Here is a 17,322-nt window from a genome sequence, read left to right as displayed (position 1 = left end):
GACAACAGCCTCCGGAAAACAGCCCGGAGACCGCGTTCTCACGCCTCCGGTTCAAGGAGTTTTCGGGCAGCGGCGGATTTGTAGAAAGCCGACAGCCGGCGCCGCACCAGGGCCTCAACATAACCCTCTTCGCGCAGGACGTCCATCACCGGAAGTGCGTACGCATCCACCTCTGCGAGGATCACCTCCCGGGTGACCCCGACATCCGTCAGCAGATCCATAATGGGCCGGTCGCCATATTTGGCAAAGAGGTGTTCCACGACGGCCCTGGCACAGCCTTCGAAATAGCCGGTCTTGCGGAATTCCAGCCAGAATTCATAACCGAGTACGACAAACTCCTGGAGCTGGACATCCCCCAGCCCTTCCCGGAGTTCCGAGACGGTCTGATCCTCCACCGCCACCCAGGCGGCCATCACGCTGTCCCGCAGCTCATCGTCACTGAGCGCCCGGTTCAGGAACTGCTCGCTACGGGCGATCAGGCCGGGCAGACTGTCGGCCAGCCAGGTCTTGATCCGGCGCTCAAAGGTCTCGTCCAGTCCCGGAACCGCCCGATTGGCCATCTTCTTGCCGAATTTCATCATGGATCCAACACCCGGTACCGAGCGGGTAATCAGATTATCCTCGTACAGATAATTCACCAGGCCGTGATAAACCACATTGGATACCAGTTCCTGGTACACCGGATGCGCCATGATCTCACTGATCACCCGCTCCCGCTGCTGCCGGAGTTCCAGGGCCTGCTCCAGAAAATCGGACGCCTGTTCACGGCTCAGGATCTCTCCGAGTCGGGTTTCGGACTGGACCGGCGCGTTCAGAACTTCGGTGGCCATTTCAGCCGCCAGCTCCGGGATACCGGCATCCAGCTCCATTTCAACCACGATCCGCTGGATGACACCCATCACGCGATCAACGCTGGCCACACGATTCAGCGTAATGCGGCCGGCATGATCCAGAAGCCCGTCGATCTCCTTTTCAAGAAACCGCTTCAGCTTGGCGCCCTTCAGGGCCGCCAACTCGTGTCTGACGTGCGCTTCGAACAACTGGTCGGCCAGAGCGCCAGTGGATTTGGTCATATCGTTTCCGTCCTCAAGCCCGGCGGGCAGTCCGTGGAATTCTGAGTCGAGGCTAACACGAAGTCGGCGTGGCGGGATTTGCTCAAATTACTGAGGCCTGCGCGCATGGCAGCCAAGCCAGCGCGTGCCGAAAGGAGTCGTCAGTTACTGAAAATCGTTGAAGGTATGCGGCTCTGCTGCCAACGCCAGACACAGACTCCCCGGCCCGACGTAGATACTGCTGGTAATTCCCATCTGGGAAAGCAGCAGCTCAACACCGTTGCGCTCGCAGGCATCCCGGAGCCGGTTCAGGCCGGGCAGATCCTCGATTTCGGTCCAGGTCAGACCGCAGGAGAGGCTCACGTAGGGCGTCAACAGACCGGCTTCAACGCGAGCAGCCGCATAGTTCATGACCTTTTCCACCGCAGCGTCGAAATTCCGGGTTTTGGCCGCCGGCTGCCCTTCCGCGCCCTTCCCGAAAATCACCGGGGTAATATTCAGCGCCTTGCCAAGGAACGCCACGAGGGCAGAGACACTCTTGTCTCCACGGCGACGGGCACGCTCACGAATGTAGTGAAGGTCCCGCGGAATCACGCAGGTGTAGATCTTGTCGGTAAAGGTTTCGACTTCATGCCTGAGGGCATTTTTCGAGAGCTTCTGATCGATCAGTTTCAGGGTATGGGCGGCAAGCAGTCCCTGCCCCGCAAAAATCTGTCGGCTGTCGATGACCCGCATCGAGAACTTTCCTTCGCGGCCAGCCGCCGATCGCGCGCGCTCATAGTTGGAGAGCACGCTGTTCATGGCTTCCGTGGCGTTCTGATAGATCAGGCTTCGGCTGCGGGTAACCGTCTCACAGATCGCCACATCGAACTGGGTGACAATCTTTTCCATGAACAGATCGTGGATCTGCCCAGCCGAGAAGGCTTCCGTTTCCGCCTGGTGTCCCTTCTGAAGGAGACCGCTCTGATAGAACTCCTGGGTGCGTACCGGATCGTGCTCGTCAATGTAGGTCTGACCATCAATCCTGGCCGTGACGGGAAGGATGAAAAGATCATGCTTGCGACTGAACTCATAGGGTAGATCACAAGCGGAATCGACGATCAAACCTACTCGCATAAGGGCTGCCTCCGGCTACGGGTCATTCCTCGGTCGGGAATGCCCTTTATTGTCATTGTTCTGGGGAAGCCCAGTTTTACACAAGGCGACGGGAATTTCAGTATCCGTATCAATTGGCGGCGTACCCCGACTCCAGCTGCTCCAGGTTTTCCCGCAACAACGCGCGATTGTCCTGCTGCCAGGGATGGAAATCCCGGCGCATATAGGCCAGAAAGTCCGGCAGGCACCGACGGATGACGCCCGGTTTGCCCCACAGGAAATTCAGGCCGCCCAGCCAGGTGCGCAGACTCCAGAGTTTGCCGTCCTTTCGAAGCAGGCTGCAGGTATTCAGGAACGTGTATTTGAAGAAATTCCAGGTCACAAAAAGGAAGACAATGCGGCGCAAACGGTCATCACCGACACAGTTGCGGTAAACATCAAACGCCACCGACTTGTGTTCGGTTTCCTCGATGGCGTGCCAGCGCCACAGCTGTTGCATGGTCGGCGTCGCGCCTTCCATCCACTCGGGGTTTTTCAGGATCGCATTCGCCAGAACCGCCGTGTAATGCTCCGCACCACAGGTACCGGCCAGTTGCCGGCTGGGCGGTAATTTCCGGACCCATTTCATGTGACGGTCGAAGCGCCGGTCGATCGCCTCGATATCATAGCCCCGGGCCTTGAGCGCCTCGTTGTAATCCTTGTGTTCGCGGCTGTGCAGAGCCTCCTGCCCGATAAATCCCCGTATTTCACCGGCCAGCTTGGGGTCGTCGATCCGATCACGATAGTGTCGCACAGCGCTGATGAACTGCTGCTCGCCCTCGGGGAATTGCAGGGACAGAGCATTGAAAAAAGCCGTTCGAAAGGCATCGTTGCCATGCCAGAGTTTCTTGAGATCTTCGCTGACATCAAAACGAATGTGCCTGGGCGAAACGGACACGTCCTCCGGGGTGGAACTGATCGTCATGTGAGCCTCCTGCCACTGATAATTTTATTGTTGTGGCGTTAATAATGGCCAAAAACCGAACAACTTGTCGAGTTTACTCCCGGGACAGGTGAACAGAAAAGCAGAGGGGACCAAAAACAGAACAGGTTGTCATCAAATGACAAAAGCTGGAGGGGCGGTACGACAGGAGAAAGCAAAAAAGGGAGGCGGGGCCAGCGCCGCCAGACCTCCCAAGGACACACAGAGGGGTACGCCTCCCGGTCGGGAGGCCTGTGGTTACGACAACTCTTTCGCTTGTCCGCGAAGGACGAATTTCTGGATCTTTCCGGTAGAGGTTTTGGGCAACTCGGTGAAAACGACCGTCTTGGGCACCTTGAAGCGGGCCAGATGCTCCCGACAGAAGGCGATGATATCGTCCTCCGATACCTCACCGGCCTCCGGTTTGAGCGTGATAAACGCACAGGGCGTCTCGCCCCATTTCTCGTCAGGGCGGGCAACCACCGCTGCCTCCAGCACGGCCGGATGGCGATACAGGGCGTCCTCCACTTCGATCGTGGAAATATTCTCACCACCGGAGATGATGATGTCCTTGAGGCGGTCCTTGATTTCCATGTAGCCGTCTTCATGCCACACCGCCAGGTCCCCGGTATGGAACCAGCCGCCCCGGAAAGCCTCCTCGGTGGCGGTCGGGTTTTTCAGGTAGCCCTTCATCACGGTGTTACCACGCAGGAAAATTTCACCAATGGTCTTGCCGTCACGGGGTACCGGTTCCATGGTGTTGGGATCGCCGACCATGGTGCCAGCCAGGGTGTGATACCGGACACCCTGGCGGGCCTTGATGCGGGCCCGCTGATCCAGGGGCAATTCATCCCACTCCGATTTCCAGGCGCAGACCGTCACCGGACCATACACTTCGGTCAGACCGTAAACGTGAGTGACCTGGATTCCCATTTCTTCAACGGCACCAATCACCTGGGCAGGTGGCGCGGCGCCGGCGGTCATGGACTTGACCTCATGATCGATGCCCGCCTTCGCGGCCGCAGGCGCATTGAGCAATGCGTTCAGAACAATCGGTGCACCGCACATGTGGGTCACCTGGTGATCTCGGATCAGTTGCAGGATCTTTTCCGGGTCGACGCGACGCAGGCACACATGGGTGCCCGCCATGGCCGTGACCGTCCACGGAAAGCACCAGCCGTTGCAATGGAACATCGGCAGGGTCCAGAGGTACACCGGGTGCATGCCCATCGACCAGACTGTCTGGTTGCCGAGCGCATTCAGGTAGGCGCCACGATGGTGATAGACCACGCCCTTGGGATTGCCGGTGGTGCCGGAGGTATAGTTCAGGGAAATCGCATTCCACTCGTTGTCCGGGAACTGCCACTGGAACTGGGGATCCCCTTCCTGCAGGAAGGCTTCGTAATCCAGATCGCTGACCTGAACGCCCTCGCCGTATTCCGGATCGTTAACGTCGATCACCAGGGGTTTGTGCTCGAGGTGCCGGATCGCATCCCGGATGACCTCGCCAAATTCGCGATCGGCAATCACAACCTTCGCCTCGCCATGCTCCAGCATGAACGCAATTGCCTCGGCATCGAGCCGAACGTTCAGCGTGTTGAGCACAGCGCCGATCATTGGCACCCCGAAATGGCTCTCCACCATGGCCGGAATATTGGGCAACATGACGGCAACCGTATCGCCTTTGCCAATTCCGCGACCCGCCAGGGCCGATGCCAGACGGCGGCAACGCTCGTAGGTCTCGGCCCAGGTGTAACGAATTGCACCGTGAATCACTGACGGGAATTCGGGATAGACGGCGGCGGTACGCTCAATGAAGTCAATCGGGGACTGAACGGCATAGTTGGCATCGACTGGGGCCAGGCCCTGCTCAAAGATCGAGGTCATGATGGGGTCCTCTCGGTCTACTGTTGTTGTTGTGATCTGTTCAGTAAAATCGCTAACATGGCTAAAGATTACGCTGGCGACGATAGTATTCGATAGTAGATATACTAGAAACTAAACCAACGTATTATAGAATAACCACTATATTAAACCTGATGCCGGACTTAGCCCCCCACCCCGTGTTCAGCCTGCATGACGCCGACCCGCAACCGGGCCTCGTTCTGGACCGGGCCGGCACCGTGCTTCAGGCCAATCCAAGCGCCCTGAAGCTCGCCGGCGATTGCGGACTCGACAACAGTCAGACTCTGTTGCCGATCAACACGACGTCGCTGATTCAGGCCTGCCTGCAGCAGAATCGCGCCATCGAAGATGTCGAATCCCGGATTCCCGGTCACACCCTTGTCTGGACGCTGATCCCCGACAGCAAACAGGGCCTGGTGCTGTTGCGCGGTCGTGATGCAACCCGAGAGATGCAGGTGCGGGACGAAGCCATTCAGTCCAGCCGGCTCTACCGGCTGATCACCGAGAACACCACCGATCTCATTTCCAGGCATGCACCCGATGGCCGGTTCATCGACGCTACCCCGGCCTCCTGGCGCCTCCTGGGCTATTGGCCGGAAGAACTGCGGGACAGGACGCTAGAGGAGGTCTTCCCCGATGACCGCATCAGCGAGCGGCTCGCGGAGACCCGGAACCGCCTGAGGGACGACGGCTATGCCACCATGACACTGGAAATCCGCCATCGGGATGGCAGCCACCGGTGGTTCGAGATTGCCAGCCGGGCCATTCGTGAAACCTACACCGGCGCGGTCGTAGAAGTCGTCAGTGTCTCGAGGGACATCACCGCCCGGGTGGAATCGGAAGAAAACAACCGGCGTCTGGCGGACGAACTGGCGCGGGCCGCACGCCTGGCAACGCTGGGCGAGCTGGCTTCGAGCATTGCACATGAAATGAACCAGCCCCTGGCCACCATCGTCAATTTTGCCAGCGCCAGCCAGCGCTACCTGAAAAGTGCCGAAAACAGCCCGGAAGCACTCGAACGGGTCGACGACGGCCTGGGGAAGATCATTCACCATGCCAACCGGGCCTCAGAAGTGATCAAACGACTGCGGGCTTTCCTCAGTAAAGGCCGAAAGCGAACCGCACCGGTCGCCCTGAACGATGTAATCAGCGAGGTAGCCCGCCTGTGTCACTGGGAGGCAGACAAAGCCGGCATCCGTCTGCGGGAGCGGCTCAGCCCGACCAGTCCGATCGTCACCGCCGACCCGGTCCTGCTCGAACAGGTGTTGATCAACCTCATCCGCAATGGCATCGAGGCAACGCTGGATGCCCGGGAAGCGCCTGAAGCGGCCAGTGACACCCCCGCAACGATTACCCTTGCCTCCAGCATCAACAGCCAGGGTGAACCCCTGATTGAAGTCACCGATGAAGGCTCCGGTCTCGACGAGCAGGCCATTCGTCAGATGTTCCAACCCTTCTATACCAGCAAGCCCCAGGGCCTGGGCATAGGCCTGTCCATGAGCCGCTCGATCATTGAGGGCTTTGGTGGGTTCCTGGACGCCTACCCTGCCGAGACCGGCGGCCTCACACTGACCTGCCGGTTCCCGGCCTCTGCGGCCAGGCCCGCCAATCCACCTACGGAGACACACCCAGATGACTGAATCCGCTACCCCGACGCCGCCGACCGTTTACGTTGTTGACGATGACGCGGGCATGCTGGAGTCCACCCAATGGCTTCTGGAGTCGGTTGGCCTGCGCGTTGAAGCCTACAGCGACGGCCGGCAGTTCCTCGACGCACTGGGGAATGCCACGGCCGGTTGCGTTGTGCTCGACGTGCGGATGCCGGGACTGGGTGGTTTGAACGTGCAGGAAGAACTGCAGAAACGGGGGCAGGTTGTGCCCATCATTTTCGTGTCCGGCCATGCTGATGTGCCCATTGTGGTCCGGGCTTTCAAATCCGGCGCCTTCGATTTCATCGAAAAGCCCTTCAATGAGCAGCTGCTTCTGGACAGCGTCCAGCAGGCACTGCAGGAACACCAGACGGCCAACCCAACAGGCGGAGCGAGCGTTGACACTGCCGAACTGCTTGACACCCTTACCCGCCGGGAACGGGACGTCTTTCTCCCGCTGGCCAAGGGCTACACCAGTCGGGAAATCGCCGACCAGCTGGGGGTCAGCGTGAAAACCATCGACCTGTACCGTGCCCGCGTCATGAAGCGACTGGGGGCGGACCGGCTACCGGACGTCACCGGCATCGCCATTGCCGCGGGACTGCTCGACCCGCTCGATCTTCGCCGGCACGATCAGTCGCTGACGACCGCCTCCTGAGCCAGTGCACCGAGCCTGAACACCGCGGTTTCCAGTCTTTCGGTCCAGGGATTTCCTCCGTTCAGGCGAAGGCAGTTCTCGAACTTCCGGGTCGTCGAGAACATCAGCCCCGGCGCCACGTTGATGTTCTCCGCCCTCGCCCGCTGGTATAGCGCCGTCCCTGAAACCCCGTCCGGCAACTCGACCCACAACACAAAGCCGCCCTGGGGTCGGCTCACCGCCGTTCCCTCGGGAAACGAACGCGCCACGGCTGAGCGCATACGTTCCGTCGCCTCCCGGTAATGCTGACGTGCCGCGCGCAGATAACGGTCATAACCGCCCTGCTCCAGAAAATGCGCCACCGCCAGCTGGGGTATGGAGGAGGTTGCCAGGTTCACGAAATACTTGTGCTGCCGGGCACTGGCCATGTGCCGGCCCGGGATCATCCAGCCAAGCCTCAGCCCGGGCGATACCGTCTTGGAAAACGAGCTGCAGTAGATGACGTTGTCCGCGCGGTCGAACGCCTTGGCGGGACGAGGCCGCTGTCCGTTGTGTGCGAGATCACCGTAGATATCGTCCTCGATCAGAGGCACGCCGGCGGCGGCCAGCATGGAAACCAGCTGCTTTTTGCGCTCGTCGGACATCCGGGCCCCCATGGGATTGCTGTGATTGGGTACCGCCACACAGGCCTTCAGGGGCCATTGTTCCAGCGCCAGTTGCAATCCATCGAGGCTGATTCCCTCGGAGGGATGGGTGGGAATCTCGATCACCCGCAGGCCCACCACCTCCAGGGCCTGTAGAATGCCGGGGAAAGACGGAGACTCCACGGCCACGATATCGCCCGGTTCGGTCACCGCCCGCAGGGCCAGGATGATGGCCTCCTGGGCCCCGTTGGTCGCCAGAATGTCATCGGGGGTTACGGGCACACCGATGGCTGCCATGCGCTGGGCAATCTGACGGCGGAAAGATTCCTTGCCGGGGAACGCATAATCCAGCGTCTCCAGGCCCCGTCGGGCTGCCCAGAGCGTGCTTTGCTGGATCTGCCGCAGCGGCAGGTAATCGGGATGGGGTATCGCGGTGGCCAGCGGCACCATCTGCTTCTGCTCATCGGCACACAGGTCCAACGTCATTTCCCGGGCGGTGACCGGGACCGGACGGCTGCGGTGCCGTGGCATTCGCGGTTCGGGGATGTCCCGGGCCGGCAGTCGGACAAAATAGCCGCTGCGCTCCCGGGCCTCGAGGTAGCCCCGCGCTTCCAACGTCTGATGCGCCTGGAGCACCGTTGAAATGGATACACCAAATTGCCGGCCCAGGATGCGAACCCCGGGCAACCGGTCTCCGTCCCGATAAACCCCTTCGAGGATCAGTGCCTGAAGCTGATCAGCAATCTGATTGTAAAGAACCCCCATCACGCTCCCCTTTCGAATGGACTCCCTGCCATTGCACCAGATCGCTGCAATGCCCGGGCAGTACAGTTCGGGCACAAACAAAGCGGTACAGTTACCTAAAAATGAAAACTGTACCGGTTCAATACAAGATTATCTGAATCTGTTATGCCCGTCATCGGAGGACGACAATGGAATCCGGTTCAACGAAGAAGGAGTTTCACCATGAAAGCTGCAAACACCCCGGCGGAATCAGCACGGCCACTTCAAACGGCCTACCGCAGGCGCTTCGGTAATCGCAAGGACGCGCTGGCTCTCTCTGAGCCGACCGGTCCTGCCGGCATGAAAGGCCAGGCAACCACCCGACAGCAACTCGCGGATCTGGGACTCGCAGTAACGCAAGCGGAACCGGACCACTGGATCGTTACGGTGGGGAATCCCCTGCCTGAGATTCATCTCTATGGCGCAGCCGAGCTGGAGCGGTTTGCCTCATGCAAGGCCCGCCATTACGCTAAGCGGGCACCCAAGGAGACAGACAGATGAAGACCCCCATTTACCAGATCGACGCTTTCACGGACCGGGTGTTCGGTGGCAACCCGGCGGCCGTCATGCCCCTGGAAAGCTGGCCGGCGGACACGACCCTTCAGGCGATCGCCCTGGAAAACAACCTCTCGGAAACCGCGTTTCTGGTCCGGCTGCCATCCGGGGCCGATGCCGACTTTCACATTCGCTGGTTCACTCCGGCCGTGGAAGTGCCTTTGTGCGGCCATGCCACCCTCGCCAGCGCCTGGGTGGTCTTTAACCGACTCGGATGGGAACGCGATCAGGTGACGTTTCTGTCCCGTAGCGGCCCTCTCGGTGTCCGCAAAAACGGTGACTGGCTGGTACTGGACTTCCCCAACCTGGCCTTCGAGGAGCGCCCGACACCACCGCTGATCCACCAGGCTCTGGAGGGCGCGCCAGACAGGGCTTTTCACGTGCCGAATGACACCAACGACATGGTGGTACTGGACAGCGAATCGGCCGTGCGTGACGCCCGACCCGATATGGCCGCACTCCGGGAGCTGGGCAACCAGGGCCTGATCATTACCGCCCGGGGTGATGACTGCGATTTCGTCAGTCGCTACTTCGCTCCCGGCGCCGGCATTGATGAAGATCCGGTCACCGGCTCCATTCACAGCGTGTTGGTTCCCTACTGGGCCGATGTCCTTGGCAAATCGGTCCTGGAAGCGCGACAGCTGTCCGCCCGTGGCGGTCTCCTGCGCTGTGAGCTGAAGGGCGATCGTGTCGACATCGCCGGCCAGGCCGCGTTCTACATGGAAGGTTCCGTACACCTGCCCTGAGACTGGTATACTCCCCGCCGTTCATTCACAGCGGCGGGCAGTCATGACGGCATCCCCAGAATCCCACTACGACGTAATCATCATCGGCGCCGGTGCGGCCGGGCTCATGTGTGCGGCCACCACGGGATACCGGGGGCGCCGGGTGCTTGTCCTCGATCACGCCAACAAGCCGGGCAAGAAAATCCTGATGTCCGGGGGCGGACGCTGCAACTTCACCAACCTGAACAGCACCCCGGCCAACTTCCTGTCCGACAACCCCCACTACTGCATCTCCGCATTGAAGCGATACACGCCCCAGGACTTTCTCGAACTGGTGGATCGTCATGGGGTGGAATACGAGGAAAAGGCACCGGGACAACTGTTCTGCAAAGACAGCGCCAGGGATATCCTGAACCTGCTGCTGACAGAGTGCGACTGGGCTGGCGCACAAATCCGTATGAAGACCCCGGTCACAGGCATCATGGAGTCCGGGGATGGGTACGTCATCGCAACCGCCTCCGGCAAGCTCCGTTGCCAGTCCCTGGTCATTGCCACCGGCGGGCTCTCGATCCCCACCATGGGCGCGACCGGGTTCGGCTACGACGTGGCCCGGAAATTTGGTCTTACTGTCCTGCCGACCCGCGCCGGACTGGTACCCTTCACCCTCCAGCCGGAGCTCAGGGAGCAGTTGGCCCCGCTGGCGGGAATCAGTTGCCCGGTCGAGGTCAGTTGCGAAGGGCAACACTTCCGGGAGCCGATGCTGGTGACGCACCGGGGCCTGAGTGGCCCGGCCATGCTCCAGATTTCCAGCTACTGGCACCCCGGAGACAGCCTCGACATCAACCTGCTACCAACCTGCCAGATCCAGGACGACCTGATGGCCCTGCGCCGGCAAAAGCCCCAGGCCACTGTCGTGCACTACCTGAATCAGCACCTTCCGAAACGGTTTGCACAGGCATTCAATGAGTTATCCGGCTGGAGCGGCCCCCTGCAATCCTTCAAGAATGCGGACATCGAGCGGGTCGCACAAACGCTGGGAGACTGGGTCATCAAGCCTTCAGGTACAGAGGGCTACCGAACGGCGGAGGTCACGCTGGGAGGCGTGGACACACGCCAGCTGTCGTCAAAGACCATGGCCGTCCTGAACCGGCCCGATCTCTACTTCATCGGCGAAGTGGTCGATGTCACCGGGCACCTTGGGGGCCACAACTTCCAGTGGGCCTGGGCGTCGGCTGTGGCGGCCGGGAACGACGCCTGAGTCATGACCTGAAATAATTCAGATTTAGACAATCGTAATTGTTTTGAGACAAACCAGAAGAATCCATAATTGTTTTTGGACAATTCCGAGGGCCAGATGCCGAGCGGGAAGGTTTTAAGGCACACGAAGCAACTTTGTGTTATCGGCCTTGGCCGATCAGCGCTTCGACCAAGTCGTCGTAGTCGATACCCAAAATGCTGTCATAATCGACGTAAAATCCAGATCGCTTGTAATGTGCATCCGAAATGTAAACGAAGTCCTGTCTTGATGTGACCTCTCGATCCCACCTCGATAGGAACCACTCTCCAAATTCCAGACACCCTGAAGCAACATGAATGGATCTGAGCCCGCGATTCGGTCTCAGGGATCGCAGAAATTCATCGTGCAACTCTGATAGGCGTTTCAACTTCGCCGAGTCATTAGGTTCATCCATCAATTCCTCTCCTCTTTTCACCCAAGTAAAGCGCAAAATTCAATAAGCACATCAAATTTTCTCGGACAACAAATAGGCCATATTCCAAAAAGAAATATAAGACGTAAACCTAAATATATTAATATTTTAAAGAAACAAATAGACAATAAAATTAATACACGAAATACAAATACTTAACATATAAATATTTTTTTATTAAATATTAAATTCGTAATTATTTAGAGCAAAATTAATAAGCACCTTATAATAAAATATTCCTTCCTCAAAATAATTTACGACTGATATCATTCTGAAAAACTTAATTGGGTGAATCATGAAGAAAAGACGGGGCATAAAGAGTATCGACAGAGACAGGTGGGTAAAAACCTGGCAAACAGATTGGAACAAAGGCAGATATAACCCATTTATCAGGACCGAGGATGTTCCGTCATTTGGGACAAAACACAGGTGTCGAGGCATCAAGTCCAATCGTGTTCATCACTTTCTGTCAGCTAATGAATACAGCTTTTTCGTAAACTTGGAATTTAAACCAGAGGTTATTTCAATATACGAACAATTTCCCATGCTTCCTTTAAGCATGACAAAAGGGATTGCTAACGAGTTGAAAATTAATCATCCAAGGTATACACGTACAACAACAGATATGATCCTCACCACTGACTTTTTCATCCAGCTTGATAACGGCGAGTGGGAAGCATATTCGGTTAAGCCAATGAAGGCACTGGAGCATGATCGCACCATACAGAAACAGGCCATAGAGAAGGCCTATTGGGAATTACAGGGCGTTAAGTGGCACATCGTCCTAGACAATCAGCTTAAAACGATTGCCTGTATGAATCTCGGCCTTCTACGACATTATGCCGAAACTTCAGTTACGAATTCCGTTTCGATACCTTCTTGGATTAAAATTTTTCAATCAGCAATTTTGGAAAAAAAGAACATAAGCATATCAGACGCCATAGAAGAAACATCTATAAAGTTAAACATAGATTATAAACTATCATCATCGGTATTATTTCACTGCCTTTGGCATCGAATCATAGCCGTCAATCTAAATATACCAATCCATCTTGAAAAAAAACCCATCGACCTAGGCATTGTCATAAATGCTTAGTGTAAACACGCTGCTATTGCCTTTGGAGGACATTAGTAGAAGCCCGATATCTGAAACTATGGTTGTGGTGTTCAGTGATTATCGTACGAACCGTATATTTCTTATCAATTACACAGGAAAGCCAAGGAAGCCATGCGTCTTCCCACTAACGACAGTTATGGTTTGGATTGAAGGCGGACTAATTACAACGGCAGAAATGGAGTTACCATCATTTCGTTTACTTCCTGATAATCAACAAACATCGAAAGCAATCCAGAAACGTGACAAAAAATTCAGTGCGATAGCTCCTATTATCGAAAACCTTGAGGAGTTCCTGATACCAACTTACGGTTCAAAGCTCGTTTCCCAAGCGGCAGAAGCCTCCGGCGTGAGGCGCTCCCAAATATATACATGGATCTACCTTTTCCTTCAATTCGGCCAGACAAAGAACGCTCTCCTACCGGATAACAGGAATCGAAAAGGCAATAAGCGGAGGCTATCCGGAGTCCGTTTGGGTCGCAAGCCTAAGTCTCCGAAAGCTCCTTACAAACACAAAACGCCGGAGGACGAGCGCAACCTCGAGAGAGTACTTAAGAAGCATTACCTTATCCCGGGAGGCCTACCTCTCACCAAAGTTTACGAACACTTTAAGGCGCTGCATTTCTCAGGCTGCATGCGAGTTCAACCAGACGGTGAAATTAGGTATGAAATTTTGCCTGGCCAAAGTTACCCATCCATGTCCCAGTTTAGGAGCTGGACGAAATCCTACGAAAATGAAAAGGGAATCAACGCTCCAAGGATGCGAATGGGGAGCAGCAAATACGATAAAGACCTCAAGGGTAGATCCGGCGATATAGTTGTGCCTAATGGGCCAGGCGAAATTTATCAAATTGACGCTACTCCGGGCGACATATATCTCGTGTCTCAACTCGACAAGCTGCGGACCTTAATTGTGGGAAGGCCCACCATTTACTCTGTAGTGGATGTCTTTTCAGAAGCCATAGTAGGCATTTACGTTTCGCTCTTTTCCAGCTCATTTGATGCAATGCGACTTGCACTCTTCAATGCATTTCGCTCAAAAGTTTCGTTTGCAAGAGAATTCGGGCTCACCATCACTGAAAGTGACTGGCCTATGGCAGTACCTTGCCTGAAATTATTTGGCGACAACGCCGAACTTACCTCTAGGCGTTCGGAGAGTCTAATCGAAGATTTGGGTATAACAGTACAGTTTGGTCGCGCCTACCGTGGCGATGATAAAGGGCTGGTGGAAAAATCTTTCGACCACTACAACAACAATCTTCTCTCCGGCCTGCCCGGATTTGTCGAAAAAGATTATAAAACCAGGGGAGCAAAAGATCCTAAGCTTGATGCGGTCCTAACTCTTCCGGAACTATATCGCCGATTAATTCCGTACATTATTCATCACAACAACTTTGAGAAATGCTCATCACGGCTGTTCACTCGGGAAATGACAATTGATGAAGTTCCATTCCATAGAAGAGATGTTTGGAACTGGGGCGTAAAACATCGACCGTTCTCGGGCAAGAAGCTTTCGGAAGAACAGCTCTATCTGAACCTTCTTGAGAAAGGCGAGGCATCGGTACATCGGGAGGGAGTTTACTTCAACAAACTTTGGTATTCCTGCCAATGGACCTTAGTGAACGGTCATCAAGATCAAAGCATGAATCGGAATCGAACCAAAAGGTTTGATGTTCGATTTATGCGTCATAGTACCGATCGAATTTTTTTGTGCACATCTGACGGCCTACAGATTGCTTTTCTGAAGCACGACTCCGCTCGATTCCAAGGTTGTTCTTTCGACGAAGTGGAAGTTCAGCTGAGCCGCGAGCACAACAAGGAGCTTGAACAGGCACCAGAGGTGCTTGCCTCAGAACTGTCACTCCTCGAAAACACCAAACGGCTCGTCAAGAAGGCTCAGTCTGAGCAGATCAGGTTGCCTGTCTCAGAAATCAAGACGCAATCAATAACCGAGAATCGCGGGCTCGACATTGAACACGAGCAGCAGCAGGAACGCGAGCGGCTGCAACGTTACACAAATTCACAGTATGGCATTGCTGAACAGCCAGACATCGCACATGGCACTAAGGACCATTCCAAGCGCAACACCGCACACCAAGATGCAATGAACAACCTTTTCGGGAGCACCGATGACAACGATAGCTAAAGCAGAATACTTATCTCAGCGTTTGGAGGAAAACCAGGGCAACCCACTCATTGAAGCGATTCCAGGAAGGCTTTCACCGAACCGGCTCATTGATGCGGTCGCCAGACTACCGGATTTCAATCCTGCTCAGCGCGACTGGCATGATCACGAACGTGAGCTTATCACCAAACGATTGGAACGCTGCGTCATTCCACTCTCGGTTTACCAAGATGTCTACGCAACCATGTACACGACGTTGATTGCTGGGTATCAGGACAGAAATCCATTGCGACCAGCGACTGAGCAGTGGCTTTATGGAGTAACACAAAACGTACAGATCAACAGTAAAACCACTGCGGACTCGATACTCATAACCGGCTTGTCTGGAGCTGGGAAAAGCACACTCATCAACAGTATCTTGTCGTGCTTCCCCCAGGTCATTGAGCATGAAAGCTATAACGACGAACCCTACATACAGAAGCAAGTTGTGTATTTGAAAATTGAGATTCCACCGGATGCGGTTCGAAAGGCGTTATGTTTGAGCTTTTTTTCTGCCTTAGATGAGGCGCTCGAAACCAACTACTACGTGCAGTATAGCAACAGCCGGAAAGGCATTAGCGAGTTGGAAACCGCCATCCATCAGATCTGTGCAAGTCATTGCGTCGGAATGATTATTATAGATGAGTTTCAAAATCTTAACGTTGCGAAGGCAGGCGGTGACGAAGTCATACTTCAGTTCTTCGACTCGATAACCAATAACGCAAAAATCCCAATCATTAAGGTTGGCACACCAGCAGCTTTGCGGCTTTTCAGCGCAAAATTCAGGTCGGGGAGGCGCGCGGGAAGCGCCGGTTTCTACGAACTGGGCCAGCTCAAGAATGACGAACAAGATTGGAAGACTCTTGTCCGTGCAGTCTGGACATTCCAGTGGGTGAAAAATCCAAAGAGACTAGACCAGAAACTCGAGAATACACTTTACGAGCTTTCACAAGGGATCCCGTTCTGCCTGTTCAAGCTCATGCAACTTGCGAACCTTGAAGCAATCTCATCCGGAGTCGAGTCCATTTCAGCATCAACCCTCAGGGGCGTCTATAAGCAGCACTTCGGGTTATTGAGGCACGCATTGTCTGCACTGCGGAAGGGAAACCCAAGGCAATACGAGGACCTGCTGCCAGTTTCCGTTTGGCTCGAGGGAGGAAGCAGTTCTGTGCCAATCGGACACTTGATAAATCTCGCGAAAACCGAAGAATTCCGGGGCGAGGCAGCCAAAATGGTCAAAAATCATGTGGATGATGCCATTGCTGAGGCTGGACTGTCAGCAAGCCAGAAGCGGCAGCTTTTCAAGATCAAAGAAAATCTCGAAACAAAATTAGCAGAAGGCAAAGGCGCGGAGTTTCTTGGTGGAGAGGCCGAATAGCATGGTCTCGTTTTTCCCTGTTCTGATGCCTGACGAGCACCTGTTCTCCATTTTTGCTCGATATCACCAAATTGCAGGCAACGCTACAATTGATCGCACGAAAGCGCAGCTTGGATTAGCAGCAGGCCCCTTGAAGCCGCAGGACGTTTCCAACCAAACCTTCCATACGGCGCTCAAGACTGCCGCGACCTTGCTCATGCAATCTCTGAGCAAGGTCGCTCGGGACCATACGCTCGTTCCACTCCTGAAGCTATCCCTACCATCGAGAATCCAAGACCAGCTACACACAGCGTGGGAAAACGATCAATCTTCCATTCCCGCCCCCAACACTCTCATGAATGACCGAATGCTCACATTCGACAAGTCTTGGAGGTTCTGCAACGAATGCATCAAGACGGACACGCGAGAAGTGGGCTTCGGGTACTGGCACCTGAGTCATCAAATACCATCAATCAAGCGATGCAAAATCCATCAGGCACCGCTACTCAGCTCCGGGTTAAAGACCCTAAACGATTTTCAACTACCTCGAGATGCCCATGAAAACACTGTCCAAGGCAGTGACAATTTGATGGAGAATCGCTGGGAATGCTGGCTAATGGAATTATTCGCGAGCTGCCAGGCGTCTGGCAGCTGGGTCGGCCTTGAGGTTCTCAAAGCAACCTTCGAAAACGTCTGGGGAGTGCCTAAAAAGCCTGGATGGGCAAGAACCCGCAGGTACGAGGAAATCGTTGGTTACGTAGAAGACGTCGCGGGCATACCGCTACTGGAGACAATCTTCGAATTCTATCAGGGCGACCGACTGACCTACCGGGGTAGAGCGCGACCAAACTTCATTCGAGCAACCTTTGAATCAACGGATCCCAAAATCCGGCACCCCATTTATTACCTGCTACCGATCTGGGCTGCGGGCCTGTCACCGCACCCCGTAGAATGGTCTCGCGGGCTTTAACG

14 protein-coding genes are annotated in these 17,322 nt (G+C 55.4%); 9 read left to right on the top strand and 5 right to left on the bottom strand.

The window, feature by feature from the left end:
• Positions 1 to 38: 38 nt before the first annotated feature.
• The 4 genes from MSNKSG1_RS02480 to MSNKSG1_RS02465 all read right to left on the bottom strand — a co-directional run bounded on the left by MSNKSG1_RS02480 (position 39) and on the right by MSNKSG1_RS02465 (position 4,995).
• A complete protein-coding gene (locus MSNKSG1_RS02480; RefSeq protein ID WP_008937659.1) occupies positions 39 to 1,073 on the bottom strand; it encodes a hypothetical protein in 1,035 nt (344 codons plus the stop codon).
• A 144-nt stretch (positions 1,074 to 1,217) separates the two neighbouring features.
• Positions 1,218 to 2,168, bottom strand: a complete 951-nt coding sequence (locus MSNKSG1_RS02475) for a DegV family protein (RefSeq protein ID WP_008937658.1) — start codon at positions 2,166 to 2,168, stop codon at positions 1,218 to 1,220.
• Between the two features lie 109 nt (positions 2,169 to 2,277).
• Positions 2,278 to 3,111, bottom strand: a complete 834-nt coding sequence (locus MSNKSG1_RS02470) for a metal-dependent hydrolase (RefSeq protein WP_008937657.1) — start codon at positions 3,109 to 3,111, stop codon at positions 2,278 to 2,280.
• A gap of 255 nt (positions 3,112 to 3,366) precedes the next feature.
• Positions 3,367 to 4,995: an acyl-CoA synthetase gene (locus tag MSNKSG1_RS02465; RefSeq protein ID WP_008937656.1), complete on the bottom strand. Its 1,629-nt coding sequence runs from the start codon at positions 4,993 to 4,995 to the stop codon at positions 3,367 to 3,369.
• 152 nt (positions 4,996 to 5,147) lie between these two features.
• Between MSNKSG1_RS02465 and MSNKSG1_RS02460 the strand changes: the two genes are divergently transcribed.
• Positions 5,148 to 6,653, top strand: coding sequence for a sensor histidine kinase (locus MSNKSG1_RS02460; RefSeq protein WP_040886573.1), 1,506 nt, complete (start codon positions 5,148 to 5,150; stop codon positions 6,651 to 6,653).
• Positions 6,646 to 7,320, top strand: a complete 675-nt coding sequence (locus tag MSNKSG1_RS02455; protein WP_008937654.1) for a response regulator transcription factor — start codon at positions 6,646 to 6,648, stop codon at positions 7,318 to 7,320. The genes MSNKSG1_RS02460 and MSNKSG1_RS02455 overlap by 8 nt, the downstream gene beginning before the upstream one ends.
• Here MSNKSG1_RS02455 and MSNKSG1_RS02450 read toward each other — a convergent pair.
• Positions 7,296 to 8,708 (bottom strand): aminotransferase-like domain-containing protein, encoded by a 1,413-nt coding sequence (locus tag MSNKSG1_RS02450; RefSeq protein ID WP_008937653.1) that lies wholly within the window; start codon positions 8,706 to 8,708, stop codon positions 7,296 to 7,298. The two genes, MSNKSG1_RS02455 and MSNKSG1_RS02450, sit on opposite strands and share 25 nt — an antisense overlap.
• A 201-nt stretch (positions 8,709 to 8,909) precedes the next feature.
• On the opposite strand from MSNKSG1_RS02450, the gene MSNKSG1_RS18635 reads away from it, so the two are divergent.
• From MSNKSG1_RS18635 to MSNKSG1_RS02410, 7 genes are all read left to right on the top strand, one after another.
• Positions 8,910 to 9,227, top strand: coding sequence for a hypothetical protein (locus MSNKSG1_RS18635; RefSeq protein WP_008937652.1), 318 nt, complete (start codon positions 8,910 to 8,912; stop codon positions 9,225 to 9,227).
• Positions 9,224 to 10,027 carry a PhzF family phenazine biosynthesis protein gene (locus MSNKSG1_RS02440; protein WP_008937651.1) on the top strand — a complete coding sequence of 268 codons (804 nt, stop codon included), beginning with the start codon at positions 9,224 to 9,226 and terminating at the stop codon, positions 10,025 to 10,027. The genes MSNKSG1_RS18635 and MSNKSG1_RS02440 overlap by 4 nt, the downstream gene beginning before the upstream one ends.
• Positions 10,028 to 10,070: 43 nt before the next feature.
• The gene (locus MSNKSG1_RS02435; protein ID WP_008937650.1) at positions 10,071 to 11,264 is read left to right on the top strand and encodes a BaiN/RdsA family NAD(P)/FAD-dependent oxidoreductase; all 1,194 of its coding nucleotides are present in this window, start codon (positions 10,071 to 10,073) and stop codon (positions 11,262 to 11,264) included.
• 746 nt (positions 11,265 to 12,010) lie between these two features.
• Positions 12,011 to 12,811, top strand: a complete 801-nt coding sequence (locus MSNKSG1_RS18835) for a TnsA endonuclease N-terminal domain-containing protein (RefSeq protein ID WP_083870944.1) — start codon at positions 12,011 to 12,013, stop codon at positions 12,809 to 12,811.
• A 157-nt stretch (positions 12,812 to 12,968) separates the two neighbouring features.
• A complete protein-coding gene (locus MSNKSG1_RS02420) occupies positions 12,969 to 14,975 on the top strand; it encodes an integrase catalytic domain-containing protein (protein WP_040886572.1) in 2,007 nt (668 codons plus the stop codon).
• The gene (locus MSNKSG1_RS02415; RefSeq protein WP_008937646.1) at positions 14,959 to 16,371 is read left to right on the top strand and encodes an AAA family ATPase; all 1,413 of its coding nucleotides are present in this window, start codon (positions 14,959 to 14,961) and stop codon (positions 16,369 to 16,371) included. Before MSNKSG1_RS02420 ends, MSNKSG1_RS02415 begins: the two co-directional genes overlap by 17 nt.
• A 1-nt stretch (position 16,372) precedes the next feature.
• Complete coding sequence (locus MSNKSG1_RS02410; RefSeq protein WP_040886571.1) at positions 16,373 to 17,320, top strand: TniQ family protein; 948 nt, start codon at positions 16,373 to 16,375, stop codon at positions 17,318 to 17,320.
• Positions 17,321 to 17,322 lie beyond the last annotated feature (2 nt).

It is taken from the genome of Marinobacter santoriniensis NKSG1, assembly GCF_000347775.1.
In the GTDB taxonomy this organism is placed as follows: Bacteria; Pseudomonadota; Gammaproteobacteria; order Pseudomonadales; family Oleiphilaceae; genus Marinobacter; species Marinobacter santoriniensis.
This window is presented reverse-complemented; position numbering and strand designations above follow the sequence as displayed.

Bases quoted from the DNA above. Each gene is read 5' to 3' on its own strand.
- MSNKSG1_RS02460 (WP_040886573.1), top strand. From the start codon at position 5,148: ATGCCGGACTTAGCCCCCCACCCCGTGTTCAGCCTGCATGACGCCGAC.
- MSNKSG1_RS18635 (WP_008937652.1), top strand. From the start codon at position 8,910: ATGAAAGCTGCAAACACCCCGGCGGAATCAGCACGGCCACTTCAAACG.
- MSNKSG1_RS02480 (WP_008937659.1), bottom strand. From the start codon at position 1,073: ATGACCAAATCCACTGGCGCTCTGGCCGACCAGTTGTTCGAAGCGCAC.
- MSNKSG1_RS02470 (WP_008937657.1), bottom strand. From the start codon at position 3,111: ATGACGATCAGTTCCACCCCGGAGGACGTGTCCGTTTCGCCCAGGCAC.
- MSNKSG1_RS02435 (WP_008937650.1), top strand. From the start codon at position 10,071: ATGACGGCATCCCCAGAATCCCACTACGACGTAATCATCATCGGCGCC.
- MSNKSG1_RS02465 (WP_008937656.1), bottom strand. From the start codon at position 4,995: ATGACCTCGATCTTTGAGCAGGGCCTGGCCCCAGTCGATGCCAACTAT.
- MSNKSG1_RS02440 (WP_008937651.1), top strand. From the start codon at position 9,224: ATGAAGACCCCCATTTACCAGATCGACGCTTTCACGGACCGGGTGTTC.
- MSNKSG1_RS02420 (WP_040886572.1), top strand. From the start codon at position 12,969: ATGGTTTGGATTGAAGGCGGACTAATTACAACGGCAGAAATGGAGTTA.
- MSNKSG1_RS02410 (WP_040886571.1), top strand. From the start codon at position 16,373: ATGGTCTCGTTTTTCCCTGTTCTGATGCCTGACGAGCACCTGTTCTCC.
- MSNKSG1_RS02450 (WP_008937653.1), bottom strand. From the start codon at position 8,708: ATGGGGGTTCTTTACAATCAGATTGCTGATCAGCTTCAGGCACTGATC.
- MSNKSG1_RS02415 (WP_008937646.1), top strand. From the start codon at position 14,959: ATGACAACGATAGCTAAAGCAGAATACTTATCTCAGCGTTTGGAGGAA.
- MSNKSG1_RS02475 (WP_008937658.1), bottom strand. From the start codon at position 2,168: ATGCGAGTAGGTTTGATCGTCGATTCCGCTTGTGATCTACCCTATGAG.
- MSNKSG1_RS18835 (WP_083870944.1), top strand. From the start codon at position 12,011: ATGAAGAAAAGACGGGGCATAAAGAGTATCGACAGAGACAGGTGGGTA.
- MSNKSG1_RS02455 (WP_008937654.1), top strand. From the start codon at position 6,646: ATGACTGAATCCGCTACCCCGACGCCGCCGACCGTTTACGTTGTTGAC.